17 protein-coding genes and 1 pseudogene are annotated in these 17,420 nt (G+C 71.3%); 9 read left to right on the top strand and 9 right to left on the bottom strand.

Going from position 1 to position 17,420, the window contains the following annotated elements:
• The 4 genes and pseudogenes from VFO68_RS14570 to VFO68_RS14555 all read left to right on the top strand — a co-directional run.
• Window positions 1-774: pseudogene (locus VFO68_RS14570) on the top strand (N-acylglucosamine 2-epimerase); the annotation flags it as partial.
• Window positions 775-872: 98 nt separating this feature from the next.
• The gene (locus tag VFO68_RS14565) at window positions 873-1,439 is read left to right on the top strand and encodes a hypothetical protein (protein ID WP_325158803.1); all 567 of its coding nucleotides are present in this window, start codon (window positions 873-875) and stop codon (window positions 1,437-1,439) included.
• A gap of 43 nt (window positions 1,440-1,482) precedes the next feature.
• Entirely contained in the window at window positions 1,483-2,523 is a 1,041-nt protein-coding gene (locus VFO68_RS14560) for an aldo/keto reductase (protein ID WP_325158802.1), read from the top strand.
• 173 nt (window positions 2,524-2,696) lie between these two features.
• On the top strand, window positions 2,697-3,035 hold the full coding sequence (locus VFO68_RS14555; protein ID WP_325158801.1) for a hypothetical protein: 339 nt from the start codon (window positions 2,697-2,699) through the stop codon (window positions 3,033-3,035).
• 454 nt (window positions 3,036-3,489) lie between these two features.
• Here the strand turns inward: VFO68_RS14555 and VFO68_RS14550 are convergent, their stop codons facing one another.
• Together VFO68_RS14550 and VFO68_RS14545 are read right to left on the bottom strand one after the other, a co-directional pair.
• Window positions 3,490-3,690 (bottom strand): hypothetical protein, encoded by a 201-nt coding sequence (locus VFO68_RS14550; RefSeq protein WP_325158800.1) that lies wholly within the window; start codon window positions 3,688-3,690, stop codon window positions 3,490-3,492.
• The gene (locus VFO68_RS14545; RefSeq protein WP_325158799.1) at window positions 3,687-4,619 is read right to left on the bottom strand and encodes an AraC family transcriptional regulator; all 933 of its coding nucleotides are present in this window, start codon (window positions 4,617-4,619) and stop codon (window positions 3,687-3,689) included. Before VFO68_RS14545 ends, VFO68_RS14550 begins: the two co-directional genes overlap by 4 nt.
• Window positions 4,620-4,699: 80 nt before the next feature.
• Here VFO68_RS14545 and VFO68_RS14540 point away from each other — a divergent pair, with 80 nt between their 5' ends.
• Window positions 4,700-5,074, top strand: coding sequence for a VOC family protein (locus tag VFO68_RS14540; RefSeq protein ID WP_325158798.1), 375 nt, complete (start codon window positions 4,700-4,702; stop codon window positions 5,072-5,074).
• A 621-nt stretch (window positions 5,075-5,695) separates the two neighbouring features.
• Here the strand turns inward: VFO68_RS14540 and VFO68_RS14530 are convergent.
• The 3 genes from VFO68_RS14530 to VFO68_RS14520 all read right to left on the bottom strand — a co-directional run bounded on the left by VFO68_RS14530 (window position 5,696) and on the right by VFO68_RS14520 (window position 7,610).
• Window positions 5,696-6,277 carry a hypothetical protein gene (locus VFO68_RS14530; protein WP_325158797.1) on the bottom strand — a complete coding sequence of 194 codons (582 nt, stop codon included), beginning with the start codon at window positions 6,275-6,277 and terminating at the stop codon, window positions 5,696-5,698.
• Between the two features lie 149 nt (window positions 6,278-6,426).
• Entirely contained in the window at window positions 6,427-7,092 is a 666-nt protein-coding gene (gene trhA, locus VFO68_RS14525) for a PAQR family membrane homeostasis protein TrhA (protein ID WP_414635506.1), read from the bottom strand.
• An 80-nt stretch (window positions 7,093-7,172) separates the two neighbouring features.
• Complete coding sequence (locus VFO68_RS14520) at window positions 7,173-7,610, bottom strand: CoA-binding protein (protein ID WP_325158795.1); 438 nt, start codon at window positions 7,608-7,610, stop codon at window positions 7,173-7,175.
• Between the two features lie 49 nt (window positions 7,611-7,659).
• On the opposite strand from VFO68_RS14520, the gene VFO68_RS14515 reads away from it, so the two are divergent.
• A complete protein-coding gene (locus VFO68_RS14515) occupies window positions 7,660-8,436 on the top strand; it encodes an isoprenyl transferase (RefSeq protein WP_325158794.1) in 777 nt (258 codons plus the stop codon).
• Window positions 8,437-8,508: 72 nt separating this feature from the next.
• Here VFO68_RS14515 and VFO68_RS14510 read toward each other — a convergent pair whose 3' ends face one another.
• Entirely contained in the window at window positions 8,509-9,030 is a 522-nt protein-coding gene (locus VFO68_RS14510; RefSeq protein ID WP_325158793.1) for a hypothetical protein, read from the bottom strand.
• A gap of 566 nt (window positions 9,031-9,596) precedes the next feature.
• On the opposite strand from VFO68_RS14510, the gene VFO68_RS14505 reads away from it, so the two are divergent.
• Window positions 9,597-10,949, top strand: a complete 1,353-nt coding sequence (locus tag VFO68_RS14505; RefSeq protein ID WP_414635505.1) for a PhoH family protein — start codon at window positions 9,597-9,599, stop codon at window positions 10,947-10,949.
• A 151-nt stretch (window positions 10,950-11,100) separates the two neighbouring features.
• Here the strand turns inward: VFO68_RS14505 and VFO68_RS14500 are convergent, their stop codons facing one another.
• Window positions 11,101-12,540 (bottom strand): GuaB1 family IMP dehydrogenase-related protein, encoded by a 1,440-nt coding sequence (locus VFO68_RS14500; protein WP_325158792.1) that lies wholly within the window; start codon window positions 12,538-12,540, stop codon window positions 11,101-11,103.
• A gap of 33 nt (window positions 12,541-12,573) precedes the next feature.
• Window positions 12,574-14,109: an ATP-dependent DNA ligase gene (locus VFO68_RS14495; protein ID WP_325158791.1), complete on the bottom strand. Its 1,536-nt coding sequence runs from the start codon at window positions 14,107-14,109 to the stop codon at window positions 12,574-12,576.
• Between the two features lie 48 nt (window positions 14,110-14,157).
• Here VFO68_RS14495 and VFO68_RS14490 point away from each other — a divergent pair, with 48 nt between their 5' ends.
• Together VFO68_RS14490 and VFO68_RS14485 are read left to right on the top strand one after the other, a co-directional pair.
• Window positions 14,158-15,078, top strand: a complete 921-nt coding sequence (locus VFO68_RS14490) for an MBL fold metallo-hydrolase (protein ID WP_325158790.1) — start codon at window positions 14,158-14,160, stop codon at window positions 15,076-15,078.
• Window positions 15,079-15,155: 77 nt separating this feature from the next.
• Window positions 15,156-16,004: a helix-turn-helix transcriptional regulator gene (locus VFO68_RS14485; protein ID WP_325158789.1), complete on the top strand. Its 849-nt coding sequence runs from the start codon at window positions 15,156-15,158 to the stop codon at window positions 16,002-16,004.
• Window positions 16,005-16,006: 2 nt separating this feature from the next.
• Here VFO68_RS14485 and VFO68_RS14480 read toward each other — a convergent pair.
• On the bottom strand, window positions 16,007-17,420 hold a 1,414-nt coding region (locus VFO68_RS14480), incomplete at its 5' end, for a PLP-dependent aminotransferase family protein (protein ID WP_325158788.1).

The raw sequence follows: 17,420 nt of genomic DNA, 5'->3' as shown, positions 1-17,420 counted from the left end.
GAGGCCGGCGTGGTGCTCGGCGACCCGCGCTGGCTGGACGCCGCGGGCGCCGCCGCCGAGTTGGTCGTGTCGCTGCATCTGGTCGACGGTCGGCTGCGCCGGGCCTCCCGGGACGACGTGGTCGGCTCGGCAGGCGGGGTGCTGGAGGACTACGGCTGCCTGGCCGAGGGTCTGCTGGTGCTGCACGCCGCTACCGGGAACCCGCGCTGGCTGGAGGTGGCGACCGGGTTGCTGGACACCGCGCTCGACCACTTCGCCGGCGACGTGCCCGGGGCGTTCCACGACACCGCCGACGACGCCGACGCGCTGGTGTGGCGTCCGTCGGACATCGGGGACAACGCGAGCCCGTCCGGCTCGTCGGCGATCGCCGGGGCGCTGCTGCTCGGCGCGGCGCTGGCCGGGCCGGACCGCGCGGACCGCTACCGGTCCGCGGCCGAGAGCGCGGTGGCCAGGGCCGGCCTGCTCGCCGCCCGGGTGCCCCGGTTCGCCGGGCACTGGCTCTCCGTGGCCGAGGCGCTGATCCGCGGGCCGCTGCAGGTGGCTCTGGTCGGCGCCCCGGACGACCCCCGGACCGAGGAGCTGCGGGCGGCCGCGATCACCGCCGCGCCCGGCGGCTCCGTGGTGGTCATCGGCCCGCCGCACACCTCCGGCGTGCCGCTGCTGGCCGATCGTCCGCTGGTCGACGGCGCGCCGGCCGCCTACGTGTGCCGCGGCTACGTCTGCGACCGGCCGGTCACCTCGGCCGCCGAGCTGACCGCCGCCCTGGCCCGCTGAGCCGTCCGTTCCGCTCCGAGTGAACCAGTACCCGCCTGCCGTACTAGCGGCGTAACTTCGGTAGTGGTGTAATTATGTAATTCACTTGGAGGATCGTCATGCGGGGACATGGTTGGAGTGGACACCGGGGGCGGGGCGGCTGGCAGCAGGCCGACCTGCCGTCCGCCGACGACGCGGCGGCCTGGTTCGCGGGCCGGTTACCGGACGGCTGGTTCGTGGAGAACCCGCGGGTCACGGTGGACCGGGAAGAGATCATCATCGTCGGCGCGCTGCCGCCGCTGGAGGGCGAGTTCGCCGATGACGCCTCGCGCGCCGCGGGCGAGGCCGGCCGGATCAGCCGGTTCCGCGAGGACACCAGGGACGAGCGCATCGAGATCGCCCGGCAGGCCGAGCACCGCTACCGGCGCAAGGTCGCCTGGGGGGCCCGGATCGGCGGCACCGAGCAGTTGTTCACCACGCACTCGGTTCCGGTGATGACCCGGCTGCGGCAGTCCGAACGGCTGATCCTGGACACCCTGGTCGACAGCGGCGTCGCCCGGTCCCGGTCCGAGGCCCTGGCCTGGGCGGTCCGGCTGGTCGGTGAGCACGCCGAGACCTGGCTGGCCGACCTGCGGGAGGCCATGTCCAAGGTCGACGACCTGTGGTCCCGGGGACCGGAGCTGTAAGAGGGTTGAGCTGGAGTGCGCTCCAGGTCCTAACGTCGGCGTCATGACGACACAGCCCGCCACGTACCGGCGTCTCGGCAGCACCGGCCTGCACGTCCCGCCGCTGGCTCTCGGCACGATGCAGTTCGGCTGGACCACCGACGAGGAGAACTCGTTCGCCGTGCTGGACGCCTACGCCGAGTGGGGCGGCACGTTCATCGACACCGCGGACTGCTACACGGCCTGGTCCGACGACAACCCGGGCGGCGTTGCCGAGGAGATCATCGGCCGCTGGCTCGCCGCCCGGGGCAACCGGGACGACATGGTGATCGCCACCAAGGTCCGGGCGCCGATGGGCGTGGGGTTCTCCGAGGGCCGGCGCACCCGCCACCAGCGCGAAGGCCTGTCCCGGTCGTGGATCCTGCGCGCCTGCGAGGACAGCCTGCGGCGGCTCGGCGTGGACCATATCGACCTCTACCAGGCCCACTACATCGACCCGCACACCCCCATCGAGGAGACGCTGTCGGCCTTCACCGACCTGGTCCGGCGCGGCCTGGTCCGCTACATCGGCTGCTCCAACTACAGCGCCTGGCGGCTCATGGAATCCCTCTGGACCAGCGACGTCAAAGCCCTGGAACGCTTTGCCAGCATTCAGCCCGAGTACAGCCTCGCCGCCCCGACCCGCGCCAACTTCGAACGCGAACTCGCGCCCGCCTGCCAGGCGTACGGCATCGCCGTGCTCCCGTACAGCCCGCTGGCCGGCGGCTTCCTCACCGGGAAGTACCGACGCGACGCCCCTTTGCCGCAAAGCCGGCGCGCGGCCGACATGAAGCCCCGCATGACCGAGGAGAACTGGACCCTCATCGACACCCTGGACGCCGTCGCCTCCTCGCACAGCGCAACCCCCGCCCAGGTAGCCCTCGCGTGGCTGCTCGCCCAACCCTGGGTCACCGCGCCGATCATCGGCGCCAACACCGCCGAGCAGCTCAACTCGCTGCTCCCCGCCGCCGCCCTCACCCTCCCCGAAACCGACCTCACCGCCCTGTCCCTCCCCACCCGCTGGACCCGCGCCCGAACCGAACTGGACGGCCGCGACCGCGATTGACCAAAGACCCGAGCAAGTCCTGCCCACCCACCCAGACACAACAGCGCGCCGCCGGCCGGCCGCTTCGCGGCCGCCCGGCGGCCCGCCGTTGTTGTTAATGCCGCCTGGCCGTCCCTGGCCTGCCCGCTTCGTCGAGCGGAGCTGCCGGCCTGCTCGCCTGGCACGATCGGTTCGTGGAGGAGCTGACGTGGCGACCCGGCCGGCAGAGCTGGGTCGATGCCGACGGCACTACCTGGACCCGGTGCCGACCGCAATGGCTCGCCGAGAAGGTCGCGCGGAGTTTCGTCCTGCGCGCCTCGACGGTGGTCGCGGTTGAGCGCAGCGGCCCCTCCGATCTGCAGTGGATGGATATCGCTGCTCGGCGCGTCTACTGGGCAGACAACGTGGCCGGTCACTTCGACGATGGCAGCACGGCGTGGGTGCCGGCCAACGCGGACGGAGAGACCTATCGCGCCATCATGTGGACCGACGACGCCAAGCGACGATTGGTGCTGTTGTCGGCATCGTGCTGACGGTGGGGTCGGCCTAGGGGTACATGGCGAGCCAGATCGCGATGAAATGACCTCTGCCCATCCCTGACCAGCCGACATACCCCAGATCAGGCCGTCTACCAGGCCCAACACGTATCGCCAGTACTCGCGGATTCTTCCCCGCTACCCGGCACCTGACGGCCTGGAGACGGCCTGGCCGTCGTTGCCGCCCGGCCTGTTCGCGCACCGCGTCACGCAGGCACCGCACTGTGCCCGAGTCCAGGAGACGAGCTGGTTCGGCCTGGGCCGCCGGCTCTGACTCACCCCAACACATCCGATGGGCCGACAAGATCAGGTGGAGAAGCGGCTCCTACTCGCCGCCGTCCCCCTCGCCCTTGCCGCCCGTTAGCGCCGGGTCGTCGGTGTCAAGGGTGGCGAAGCCATCGCGTGCGACGCCGCCAGGCGCCCTTGATGCCGGCGGCCCGGTGTTAAACGATCAGAGGGCGGCCCGCCGCCCGGGCAGCAGTTCCCGCCGCCGCCCGGCCAGTACGGCCAGACCCAGTACCAGCCGCAGCCCGGCCAGTTCCCGCCGCCCGGGCCGCAGCACCCCGGTACCCCGCCCGGCGGATACCCGCAGCAGGGCTGAGAACCGAACCGTGCGAACCCCGCCAGCCGAACGGCTGGCGGGGTTTCTCATGTGTGGAAACGCGCTCCTGGGGCGACGACGGGGAGTTGCACGCGTAACCGGATCTCGCCGCCGTCACCGGCGAACGGCCGGCCGTGCCAGGCCTCGAAGCAAGGCTGGTGAGCGGGGACGAACCCGCTGGCCGGGAGCCAGGTCTGGTACAGCCAGCGCAGCACGCGCAGTTCGTCGTCGATCGTGCCGGCGACATCGACCTCGGCCAGCGTCATGGCGGGGAACGTGGTCATGCTGACCTCGCCGTCGCCGGTGCGGTCCGGTGGCACCTCCAGGCCCACGTCGTAGCGGCACAACTCCGGCGGCACCGTTTCGGGGTCCTCCCACTGATAACCGAGCCATTGGCCGTCGGCGAGTCCACGCGCCTGCGCCCAGGCGACGAGGCGTTCGGCGGCGGCCGGGACGCCACCGTCGTACGGGCGGAACACGCGGATGTAGGCGACTCGGCGGCCGGGAACCCGACGGAGGCGCACCGTGAACTCGGCCGGGTCCCCGCCGGGAGCCGGACTCCGGAGCCGATGCCGTTCCTGCGGTTCCAGGGTCTGCAGCAGGTCCGCACGCCGCTGCGAACGAAACCGGTCGATGTCGAGGCCACGCGGTGAGACTCCGTACCGGGCGCGGAAACTGCGCGAGAAGTCCGAACTGGACGTGAACCCGCAGGCCTGCGCGACCTGTGTGAACGACAGGTCCCTCCGGTGCGACATCAGGAACAGGGCGCGCTCCAGCCGCACCCGTTTGACGAACGTCAGCACCGTCTCACCCATGAGCGCGCTGAAGATGCGATGGAAGTGGTAGGGCGAGAACGCCGCGGCCGAGGCCAGGTCCGCCAGCCGCAGCGGCTCCGCCAGATTCCGTACCGCATGGTCGATCGCCAGGTTGATCCGATCGACGTAGTCGAACCGCGCAAGATTAGGCAAGTCTGCTGCCACCGGCCCAGCCTAGGCTCCGTCCGATGTGGCGCTCGGGCGTCGTCCCGGTGGCCGCAGAACAGGGCATCAAAGGAGTAAGGATGGACATGAACCTGGGCAACTTCTCCGTCAGTCTCGCCGTCAAGGACATGGCGGCGGCACGGGACTTCTACACGGCGCTGGGATTCGAGCCGGCCGGCGGCGACGGGCAACGCGTCCAGATCATGCGCAACGGGACCACGACCATCGGCCTGTTCCATGGCTTGTTCGAGCGGAACGTGCTGACCTTCAACCCCGGCTGGGATGCCGAGGGCGCGCCGTTGGCGGCCTTCACCGACGTCCGCGAGCTCAAGCAGCGCCTGCACGAGCAGGGCATCGAGTCGGTCACCGCCACGGAGGCCGCGCCCACCGGCCCGGCCAGCTTCCTGATCGTCGATCCCGACGGCAACCCGATCCTCATCGACCAGCACGTCTGACCATCGCGACGGGGTCCGCTCGAGGTTCGCTCGGCCGGTGGCGACCCGCTCGACGTCGGCGGGCCTCGGCAGCGCGCTCTGCTGGCGCTGCTGCTGCTCGACGCCGGGCAGGACGTCGGCCTCGCGCGGCTGGTCAACGGGTTGTACGGCGAACATCCCCCGGGTGACGCTGGGAACGCGCTGCAGTCCCAGGTGTCCCGGCTGCGTCGCCGGCTGGGCGGGCTGGTCGAGCTGCGGCCGGCCCTGCTTGGTCGCTCCCGCCCCGCCTGTGTCCTGCCAGTGGCGCAGTCGCTCGTCGTGCCGCCGGTGGCGGCGCCACCTGCGCCCAACGGGGCCGCGCCGCGCGGCCCGGCCGGCGTGAGCGAAGCGGCAGCCGGCCGTGTGCCGCGATGGATGCTTACCCCGGTGCCAGCGCAACAGGCCCACCGCGCCGCCACCGGCGGCGCGCTTGACGCTGCGGGTCTACACGCATCTGCTGCCTACCAGCCACGAGCGAACGCGCAAGGCGATCGACGCCTTTCTGGCCGAGAGTGACCAGGCGGCCTGATGACGGCCTTGGAGGGATACGCCGGGGTAAGCCGCAGCTAGGGGTACGTCGCGCGATGAACATTCCTGCCCCGCTTACGGCAGTTGCTCGGCCTGATTGAGGACCAACGAGCCGCCGTCGTAGGGATGCCACACCCAGGAGAAATCCGGGGCTGTGATGAGGAGCCCGCCGAGCGTGTTGAGGGGGTAGCGATGAACGGATTTGGTGATGAGCGGCTCCAAGCGGCGCCAGCCGTACCGCCCCGCTGTCAGATACCAGTGGGCCCACCCGAGCGGCGGAGTCGCAAACCGAGCACCGAACGGCTCGGAATGCCAGTGTTCTCCGCCGAACTCCTCCGAGCAGTCCTCCAAGTCGGGCCGCACAGGTGTGTCAATGCGACTGCCGTCTCCGTCGTCGAAGCGAAGGCGGTAGGTGATAACCACCTGGACTGGAGGTCTGGGTCGCGGAGCGCCCGTGAGTTCCGACCACGCCTCGCGGCACCGCGCAATGGCCAGTCGCTCTTCATCGGCGTCGCCGGGGAAGCGATGGCCGTCAGGGAAGTGCTTGCGGTCCTCGGCCGCCCTCGCCATCCCTTGCCAGGTCGGCTGGAACTCCCAGCGCTTCGCCCATCGCCGAACCAGTTGCGTGGGCACAAGGTCGTAGTCCGCCAGGCTCATTCAAAGCTCTCCCCGTCGCCGACAAGACATCGGCCAGCCTTCCAGACCGTCGACGGCAATATCTGGACCTGGTGCCGACCGAGGGGGCGTCGTGTTGAGGGGACGGCCTGATGACGGCCTGGGAGAGCACCCGGGGTGTAAAGCCGCAGCTAGGGGTACATGGCCAGCCAGATCGCGATGTAGTGGGTGATGGCGGCCAGGACTGTGGCGGCGTGGAAGAACTCGTGGTGGCCGAAGACTTGGGGCCAGGGGTTGGGCCAGCGGGTGGCGTAGAAGATGGCGCCGAGGGTGTAGAAGAGGCCGCCGGTGAGGAGGAGGACGAGGGCGGCGGGGCCGGCGTGGTGGAGGAGGTCCGGGAGGACGAAGACGGCCACCCAGCCCAGGGCGATGTAGATGGGGGTGCCGAGCCAGCGGGGGGCGTGGGGCCAGAAGAGTTTGAGGGCCACGCCGAGGAGGGCGCCGCACCAGACGATGGTGAGGACCACGTAGCCGGTGGCGGGCGGCATCGACAGCAGCATGAACGGGGTGTACGTCCCGGCGATGAACAGGAAGATCATCGAGTGGTCGAGGCGCTTCATCCAGGCCCGCACCCGCAGGCTGACCCACCACCGGCGGTGGTAGAGGGCGCTGACGCCGAACATCGCGAGGACCGTCACGCCGTAGATCGACGTGGCGATCGCGGCCTTGGCCGACACGGTCGCGGCGGCCAGGGAGATCAACGCCGCGCCGGTGGCGACCGACACGAGAAACGACCAGTAGTGGATCACCCCGCGCATCCGGGGCTTCGTAATCTGGGCAGGCGGTGGGGTCATCATCGCTGCTGGCACGCCTGTCAGGCTACGGGACCGTAGGTTTCTGGCGCTGCTCTGTGGCTGTCAACACAGTGTTACCCCGGTCAACTCCAGCCGACGACCTCACGGTGCTCCACGGCCAGACACCGGTCCATGACCACGTCCAGCCCGCCCTCGGCGGCGATCCGGGCCGCCCGCTCACTGAGCACCCCCAACTGCAGCCACAGCGCCCCCGCGCCGGCGGCCACGGCCTGCTCGGCGACGTCCGGTGCGAACTCCGGCCGCCGGAACACGTCCACGATGTCCGGCGGACCGGGCAGCGCCGCCAGCGACGGGTAGGCGGTGAGGCCGTGCCAGGTGTCCAGTCTCGGGTTCACCGGCAGCACCACCAGCCCGCTGGCCCGCAGGTAGCCGGCCACGCCGTGGCTGGGCCGGCGCGGATCGGCGGACAGGCCCACCACCGCCACCGTCCGGGACTCCCGCACCAGCCGCTCGATGACATCGATGTCCTGCCATCGCGGGTCGATCGTGGTGCGCTGCATACGTTCCAGTGTGCCTCGTCACTCGGTCGACGGCGTACCGTGGGAGGACGTGAGTCTTCGCAGGCGTGTGGCCGACATCGTGTACGGCATCTATGACAAGCGGCTGATCCAGCAGGCCGGTGGCAACCATCCCCGGCACGTGGGCGTGGTGCTGGACGGCAACCGCCGCTGGGCGCGCGAAGCGGGGTTCACCGATGTCAACGACGGCCACCGGGCCGGCGCCCGGCGGATCACCGACCTGCTCGGCTGGTGCCAGGAGGCGGGCGTCGAGGTCGTCACGCTGTGGCTGCTGTCCACCGACAACGTGAACCGGCCCGAGCACGAGCTGGCGCCGCTGCTGGAGATCATCAGCGACGTGGTCGAGGGCCTGGCCCACCCGGAGTGCACCTGGCTGGTGCGGGTCATCGGCGCGCTCGACGTGCTGCCGGCCGAGACCGCGCAGCGGTTGGTCACCGCCGCCAAGCGGACCGAGGGCAGGACCGGGGTCGAGGTCAATGTCGCGGTCGGTTACGGCGGCCGGCGGGAGATCGCCGACGCGGTGCGCAAACTGCTGCAGCAACACGCCGAGGCCGGGACCTCCATCGAGGAGTTGGCCGAGGTGCTCGATGTCGACCACATCGCCGAACATTTGTACACCTCCGGTCAGCCGGATCCGGACCTGGTGATCCGGACGTCGGGTGAGCAGCGGCTCTCCGGATTCCTGCTCTGGCAGTCCGCGCATTCCGAGTTCTGGTTCTGCGAGGCCTACTGGCCGGAGTTCCGCCGCACGGACTTTCTTCGGGCGCTGCGGGACTATGCGATCCGGCACCGGCGATTCGGGTCCTGACTCGACAATATCGTCCGGACATGCGGAGGGGCTCAGGAGTCGCGTTCCTGAGCCCCTCCGACCGTGTTGAGGTCAGCAGCCGAAGCCGCCGCCGCAGCCTCCGCCGCCGCCGCCGCCGAACGGCAGGCCGAACCCGCGGTGGCCGAGGATGTTCAGGTTCAGACCCAGGCTCAGGCAGGCGTCGAGCAGCGAGGACAGCCCGCCGCCCAGGAAGTGCGGACGCTGGAAGCCGCTGAAGCACGGGATCCGGACCGGAATCGGCCGCGGGAAGGACTGCTGGGAAATGCACGCCGACTGCATCTGCGGCCTCGGCCGCGGGTAGCACACCCAACCGGGCAGGGAGACCGGGCCGCCCTGCGGAGCCGCGATCGGGGGAGCCGCGTCGGCGGCCTCCACGTCCGCGGCGTCCGCGACATCCGCCGCGTCGGCGGCGTCAGGAGCGGCAGCGTCCGGAATCTCGGGGGCCCGGGCACCCTGGCACGTCGACACGTCGGCGGGGGACGGCGTGTAGGCGGCGGGGGTGGCGAGGGCGGGGGTGGCGATCAGGGAAAGGCCAACTGCCGCCGCGGCGGCCAGTCCTAGCTTTTTAAGCACGTGTTCTCCTCATAGGAAATATTTTGGGTCAAAGAATTCTTCGATACTTGATCACCTGTGCGTCGCAGACGATCCTATCGCCGCAGGATGGGCGGTCATGCGCAAAAACTCTTTCGCGCAGGAATGGATGCGAGGTTCACCGGATCCGGTTGTTAATCGCCGTTAAACAATTATTTTGCGTAACGGGGTCGCGGTGCGGACGGGCCGGTCGGATGCCTGGTCGAGGCCCGATTCGACGGCGGGATGGCCCTGGTCGGCAGGGCGAGCGAGTACTAGCCCTGCCGGGCGATCTAACTACGGAGGGTGATGGTCTCCGGGCCAACCAAAATCATCTGCGCGGCTGGCTGTCGAACCGGCCCCGCCGCAGGTAGCGTCCGAAGTGATGGGTCGTGCCAGCGCGGCTCATCCGGGAGGCCCTGGTCGTGACGGTAGCGATCGCGAGAGGGCCGGCACCCGGCCCTCATGGGCGGAGACCCTGACGCCGCGGCGTCAGGACAACCGGCCAGCCAGGGCGGACCGGCCCTACGAGGCGCGGACGTGGGTGTCGCGTTCGCACGGGAGTTGCCGTGACTGCTTCTCGTTCGTCTGGCCGCGCCGGCTCACATCGCACCGACTCACCCGATCGCCGCACCTACGTGCTCGACACCTCGGTCCTGCTCTCCGACCCGTGGGCGGTGTCCCGGTTCGCCGAGCATGCCGTGGTACTGCCGCTGGTCGTGATCGGTGAGCTCGAGGGCAAGCGCCACCATCCTGAGCTGGGCTGGTTCGCCAGGCAGTCCCTGCGTCTGCTCGACGACCTGCGGCTGCAGCACGGCAGGCTGGACAAGCCGATACCGGTCGGCGCCGCGGGCGGCACCCTGCACGTGGAGCTCAACCACTCCGACCCCGAGGTGCTGCCGCCTGGGTTTCGCGCCGACTCCAACGACTCCCGGATCCTCGCCTGCGCCCTCAACCTGGCCGCGCACCTTCCCGGCGTCGTCCTGGTCACCAAGGACATCCCCCTGCGGGTGAAGGCGGCGGCGGTCGGGCTGGAGGCCGACGAGTACCGCGCCCAGGAGGTCACCCCGTCCGGCTGGACCGGGATGGCCGACGTCGACGTGCCGCAGGAGGCGCTGGACACGCTGTACCGGGAGAGCGTCGTCGACCTCTCGACGTTCGGCATCGAGACCGCCGGGGAGCACCCGTGCAACACCGGCCTGCGGTTACTCGCCGGCTCAGCGAGCGCGCTGGGCCGGGTGACCAGGGACAAGCAGGTGCGGCTGGTGCGCGGGGACCGCGAGGCGTTCGGGCTGCACGGCCGCTCCGCCGAGCAACGGGTCGCGCTGGACCTGCTGCTCGACCCGGAGGTGGGCATCGTGTCGCTGGGCGGCCGGGCCGGCACCGGCAAGTCGGCGCTCGCCCTGTGCGCCGGGCTCGAGGCGGTGATGGAGCGCAACCAGCACCGCCGCGTGGTGGTGTTCCGGCCGGTCTACCCGGTCGGCGGGCAGGATCTGGGCTACCTGCCCGGTTCCGAGAGCGAGAAGATGCAGCCCTGGGCCCAGGCCGTGTTCGACACGCTGGGGGCCCTGGTCACCCCGGCGGTGATCGACGAGGTGCTGGACCGGGGCATGCTCGAGGTCCTGCCGCTCACCCACATCCGCGGCCGGTCGATGCACGACTCGTTCGTGATCGTGGACGAGGCGCAGTCCCTGGAACGCAACGTGCTGCTGACCGTGCTGTCCAGGCTGGGCACCGGCTCGCGGGTGGTGCTCACGCACGACGTCGCCCAGCGGGACAACCTGCGGGTCGGCCGGCACGACGGGGTGGCGGCGGTGATCGAGAAGCTCAAGGGGCACCCGCTGTTCGCGCACGTGACCCTCACCCGCTCGGAGCGGTCCCCGATCGCCGCCCTGGTCACCGAGATGCTCGAGGACCATTAGGAGCAGTCCCGCCTCTCCGGAATTTGAATGCGGTTGTCGCGTTCCGGCGAACAGTGCGGAGATCGGGTGGATTGTGGCTGGGTGCCGTCACGGTCCCCTGAGGTAACTGTTCGTCGGGCGCGGACTCCCGGGAGATCCGCGCGGAAGCGGGCTACCAGCCTCGGGGTAGCGGGCGGCCCTCGGCGAAACCGGCCGGCGACTGGATCCCGATCACCGCGCGCTCGTGGAACTCCTCCAGGTCGCGGGCGCCGGCATAGGTGCACGCCGAGCGCACGCCGTAACAGATCGAGTCGAGCAGGTCCTCGACGCTGGGCGCGGCCGGGTCCAGGCGCATCCGCGAGGTCGAGATGCCCTCCTCGAACAGGGCCTTGCGGGCCCGGTCGAACATGCCGTCCGCGCGGGTCCGGGCGGTCACCGCGCGCTTGGAGGCCATCCCGAACGACTCCTTGAACGGCGCGCCCGTCTCGTCGCGCAGCAGGTCGCCCGGTGACTCGAAGGTGCCGGCGAACCAGGAGCCGACCATCACGCTGGACGCCCCCGCGGCCAGCGCCAGGGCCACGTCGCGGGGATGCCGCACCCCGCCGTCGGCCCACACCCGGGCGCCCAGCTCCCGCGCCCGGCGCGCGCACTCGACCACCGCCGAGAACTGCGGCCGGCCGACCCCGGTCATCATCCGGGTGGTGCACATCGCGCCCGGTCCGACGCCGACCTTGACCACGTCGGCGCCCATCTCGACCAGATCCCGCACGCCCTCGGCGGTCACCACGTTGCCGGCCACCACCGGCACGTCCGGCGACACCGAGCGCACCGCCTTCAACGCGGCGAGCATCTTCTCCTGATGACCGTGCGCGGTGTCCACCACCAGTGTGTCGATCTCCGCCGCCAGCAGCGCCGAGGCCTTGGCCGCGACGTCGCCGTTCACCCCGATCGCGGCCGCGACCCGCAGCCGGCCCTTGGCGTCCACCGCCGGGGTGTACAGCTCCGAACGCAGCGCCCCGAGCGTGGTCAGCACGCCGGCCAGCCGGCCGGCTGCGTCCACACCGAGCGCGATCCGCCCACCGCGAGCGTTGAGCTGCTCGAAGACCTCGCGCGGCGACGTGGTCATCGGCACCACGAGCACGTCCGGGTCGGCCACCTCGCCGACCCGGGTGAACCGGTCCACGCCGGCACACGCGGCCTCGTCGACCGCGCCGACCGGGCGGCCATCCGCGTCCACCACCGCGACCGCGCCGTGCGCCCGCTTGGGCAGCAGGTTGAGCACGTCGGCCACGGCGTCGCCGGCGGTGAGCACCAGCGGGGTGTCCCACACCGCGTCCCGGGCCTTGACCCAGGCCACGATCTCGGCGACCACCCCCGGATCGACATCCTGCGGTAGCACCACCAGGCCACCGCGCCGTGCCACGGTCTCGGCCATGCGCTTGCCGGCGACCGCGGTCATGTTGGCCACCACGATGGGAATGGTCGCGCCCGTACCGTCCGAAGTGGACAGATTCACGTCGAACCGCGACTCGACCGCCGAGCGGTTGGGCGTGAGGAAGACATCGTCGTAGGTCAGGTCGAACCCCGGCCGCATGTCGTTGAGGAACCGCACGTTCAGCAGCCTAGAGACCTGAACGCATCCTGATCAGCCCAGGTCGACCACCTGCCCGCCCGCCGGGAGCAGCGCCCGGACCGCGTCGATCGTGTCGGCGTCGGCCGGCTCCTTGTCCGGCCGGTACCGGACCACGCGGGCGAACCGCAGCGCCACACCCCCCGGGTAGCGCGTGCTGACCTGCGCCCCGTCCAGGGCGATCTCCACCACCAGCTCGGGCTTGAGGAACACCGCCCACTGGCTGCGGTGGTCCTCGTACTTGGGGAACTCCCGGGTCTGCCAGGCGAGCAGCTCGTCGGTGAGGCCCTTGAACGTCTTGCCCACCATGACCGGCGGGCCGCCGTCCGGATCCCGCGCGCCCAGATGCAGGTTGGACAGGTAGCCGGTGCGCCGGCCGTGGCCCCACTCGGCGGCCAGCACCACCAGGTCGAGCGTGTGCACCGGCTTGACCTTCTGCCACGCCTTGCCCCGGCGTCCCGCCTGGTAGGGCGAGTCCAGCGACTTGACCACCACGCCCTCGTGGCCGGCGGCGAGCGCGGCGGCGAGCACCTCGTCGGCCTGGCCGGCGGTCGGCTCGAGCACTCCGGGGATGGTCAGCTCGCCGACCGCACGGCGCAGCGCAGCGGTGCGCTCGCGCAGCGGCCGGTCGATCAGGTCGGCGCCGTCCAGGTGCAGGCAGTCGAAGAAGTACGGATGCAGCAGCAGCTCGCGTTCGCTGGTCGCGCCGAACCGGCTCATCGTCTCCTGGAACGGGCGCGGCCGGCCGTCGTCGTCGAGGGCCAGCGTCTCGCCGTCCAGCACCACGCGGTCGACCGGCAGGCCGCGCACCAGAGCCACCAGCTCCGGCACGCTCGCGGTGATCTCGCGCAGCGTGCGGGTGTAGAGGTGCACCTCGTCCCCGTCGCGGTGCACCTGGATGCGCGCGCCGTCCAGCTTGTACTCCACGGCGCAGGACCCCAGCTCGTCCAGCGCGCCGGAAAGCGAGGCCGCCGGGGACGCGAGCATCGGCCGCAGCGGCCGGCCCAGCTCCAGGCCGAAATCCGCCAGCGCGGCGGCCCCGCCGGACAGCGCCGCGGCCGCCGTGGCCGGCAGCCTGCCGGACAGCATGAACGCCCGGCGCACGGACTCGGCCGGCACCTCGCCCGCGGCGGCGATGGCGTCCAGCATGACCCCCTCCAGGGCGCCTTGGCGCAGCTCGCCGGTGAGCAGGTGGTGCAGGAACCGCTGCTCGTCGGCGGTGGCCGCGCCGAACAACGCGCCGAGCAGCTCGGCCCGGCGCGCGCCGGACCCCTTGCCGCTGGTCCGGGCCACCGCGTCGAGCAGTTCGTCGACCCGGTGCACGGTCAGGTCCGGCCCGGCGGCGGGCGGGATGTCCAGCTCGACGAGGGTCCGCCAGCCGGCGCCGATCCGGCCCTGCCGGGGCGCGCCGGCCAGGAACGCGACCACCGTCTCGACCTCGGGCGCCCCCTCGGCGCGCCGCAGCAGTGCGGCCAGGGCGGAGACCTTGGTCAGCCGCGAACGGGTCGCCGCCACGGCCTCGGACGTGGCGACCACTTCGGCGAACAGCATGTGCTCATCCTGCCCCGGAGCACCGACAGACCCGGATAACGTGGCGCCATGACGCAGCCGCCCAGCCTGGTCCCGATCGTCAGCGGCGTGTACGCCTGGGTGCAACCGGACGGGTCGTGGTGGATCAACAACGCCGGGGTCGTGCTCGGCGACGACGGTCCGCTGCTGATCGACACCTGTGCCACCGAGGCGCGCACCCGGCGGTTCCTGGCCGCGGTCGACGAGGTCACCGGCGGGGCTCCGGTGCATCTGGCGGTCAACACGCACATGCACGGTGACCACACCTACGGCAACAGCCTGCTGCCGGCCGGCACGCCCATTCTCGGCCACCAGGCGACCAGGGACGGCGTGATCGGCGACATCATCCTGGCCAACACGCCACCGATCTGGTCGCCGTCGCCGGACTGGGGCGCGGTGGGGCTGCGCCCGCCGACGGTGCTGGTGCACGACTCGCTGACCGTGTACGCCGGCACCCGGCCGGTGCTGCTGCGGCATCCCGGACATCCGGCGCACACGGCCGGGGACGTGGTGGTCCACCTGCCGGACGACGGGGTGCTGTTCACCGGCGACCTGATCTTCCACGAGGTCACCCCACTGGTCCTGATGGGATCGATCGACGGCGCGCTGCGCAGCCTGGACTGGCTGGCCGATTTCGGCGCCGCGTACGTGGTGCCCGGCCACGGTGCGCTCATCGACCACGCGGGGTTCGGCGCCGTGCTCGACGCGCACCGGCGGTACTACCGGTTCGTGCAGGAGACGGCCAGGGCCGGACGGTCTAACGGGCTTGGTCCACTGGATGCCGCGCGGCAGGCCGATCTGGGTGATTTCGCCAGGTGGCCGGATGGTGAACGGCTGGTGCTCAACCTGCATCGCGCCTACGCCGAACTGGACGGCCGCGAGCCCGACCTCCTTGTCGCGTTCATGGATGCGGTCGCGTACCACGGCGGCCCATTGCGATGTGCGGTGTAGTTCTCGTCTACTGTGGACTTGTCTATTCGCCCATTCGTGTAGTTGTTCCGTGCCATCGCAGTGGCGAAGATGCGCCTATGCCCGGTAATCCGCACACGTCCGTCAGGTCGCGCGCGGTTGCCGCCGAGTTGCGCAGCCTGCGGGAGAGCCGCGGCATGAGCTGCGCCGAAGTGGCCAAGCTGCTCGGCGTGTCGGCGAGCAAGATCAGCCGGATCGAGACCGGAAACAGCGGCATGCAGGTCGACGATGTGGCGGCATTGCTCGGTTTCTACCGGGTGCCGACCGCGCGGCGGCAGGAACTGCTGGACCTGCTGCGCCGGGGAACCCAACGCGGGTGGTGGCAGCGGCAGCCCGGGATTCCCCAGCGGTGGCGGGCATTGTTCGAGGCGGAGAGCAAAGCGGTTCGCATCCTCAACTACGAGCCACTGGTCATTCCCGGACTGTTGCAGACATCCGAGTACAGCGCGGCGATGATCGAAGGCGTCGAACCGGCCATCGCCAGTGCCGACCTGGACAACCTGGTGGCCACCCGGATGGCCCGGCAGACCCTGCTGACCAGGGCGAGCGCTCCCCACCTGGTCGCGGTGGTCTACGAGGTCGCGTTACGCGCCCCGATCGGCGCCCCCGGTGTGATGAAACGGCAGCTGCAGCATCTGGCCAGTGTTTCCGAGCGTCCGAACGTCGACATGCGGATCGTTCCGGTCGACGCCGGTGCGCACGCCGGACTGCGCGGGCCGATCGTGATCCTGGAGTTCGCCGACGAAGCCAGCATGGGATTCGTGGAGAACCACGACACCGGCCTGTTCATCGAGGAAGGTGTCGAGCTGGAACGCTATCGCCTTGCCATGCGCAACATTCTGGGGCTGGCCCTTTCGCCGGACGAGTCCGCCGGACTGGTCGCCGCCGTCGCCGCCGAGTCCGGTTAGCTTCAGGACAGTGCCGCGGCGATCTCGGTGACCGCGGCACGCAACCGGTCAGCGGACAACGCCGCATAACCGAGCACCAGACCGGGGTGGAATGCGCCGTTGTGCCCACGGACGTACTCCGACAGCGGAGGCGCGTACACACCGCGGGCGGCCAGTCGCTGATGGACGGCGCGGTCGTCGTGCCCATCGGGCAGGCGTAGCAACACATGCAGCCCGGCGGCGATCCCGATCGGTTGCCAGGCCGGCAGATGCTCGGCGAGCGCGGCCAGCAGGGCGTCGCGCCGGTCCCGGTACAGCGACCGGGTGCGGCGCAGATGCCGGTCGTAGCCGCCCGTGCGCAGCAGCCCGGCGAACGCGGCCTGCGGCAGCGGGGAGCAACCCAGATCGGTCAACCGCTTGCGGGACACCACTTCCGCGCGCAGCGCGGCCGGCAGCACCAGCCAGCCGAGCCGCAGCGCAGGCGCGAGGGTCTTGCTGACGCTGCCCAGGTACACCACGCGGTTGGGGTCCATCGCCTGCATCGCCCGCAGTGCCGGGCGGTCGTAGCGGTGCTCGGCGTCGTAGTCGTCCTCGATCACCCACGCGTCCCGGTCCCGCGCCCAGGTGAGCAGCGCGTGCCGGCGGTCCGGGTGCAGTGCGGTGCCCATGGGGAACTGGTGCGCCGCGGTCACCAGCACCGCCCGGCATCCGGTGCCGGCCAGCACGTCGGTCCGGATGCCGTCGCAGTCCACCGGCACGGCCTGCGGGCGCAACCCGCTGGCGCGTACCAACTCGGCCTGGCCGGGATGGCCGGGATCCTCCAGGGCGATGTCCCGGTCGCCGCGTGCGGCGAGGATCGCGCCGAGCAGCGACATGCCCTCCGCGGCGCCGTGGGTGATCACGATGTCGTCCGGGGCGACGGTCACCGCGCGCACCCGGCCGAGGTAGCCGGCGAGCTCGGCGCGCAGTTCGGGGAGCCCGGCGGGATCCGGGTAACCGAGTGCCTCGTCCGGCAGCCGGGCCAGGGCGGCCCGGGTCGCGGCCACCCACTCGGCGCGCGGGAAAGCGCTCAGCGCGGGCAGTCCGGGCCGCAGGTCGAACCGCCACCGCGGGGCCGGCGCGGGCTGGGCCGCGGGTGCGGCGCCGGTGCAGCCGAGCTCGCCGGCGACGGTGGTGCCGGATCCGCGCCGGCTGGCCAGGTAGCCCTCGGCGGTGAGCTGACCGTAGGCCGCGGTGACCGTGCCACGGGCGACGCCGAGCTGGCCGGCCAGGTCGCGGCTGGACGGCAGCCGGGTCCCGGGGGCGAGCTGTCCGGTGCGGATCGCGCTGCGCAGGGCCGACTCCAGGCCCCGGCCGTGCCGGCCGCGGGCCGTCGCGGTCGCCGCCGGCAGCAGCAGCTCGCGCAAGGTGGTCCATTCTTTGCTCATCGAAGTGGAA

Origin of the sequence: Actinophytocola sp. (assembly GCF_035712165.1) — a bacterium.
Lineage (GTDB): Bacteria > Actinomycetota > Actinomycetes > Mycobacteriales > Pseudonocardiaceae > DASYTH01.
This window is presented reverse-complemented; position numbering and strand designations above follow the sequence as displayed.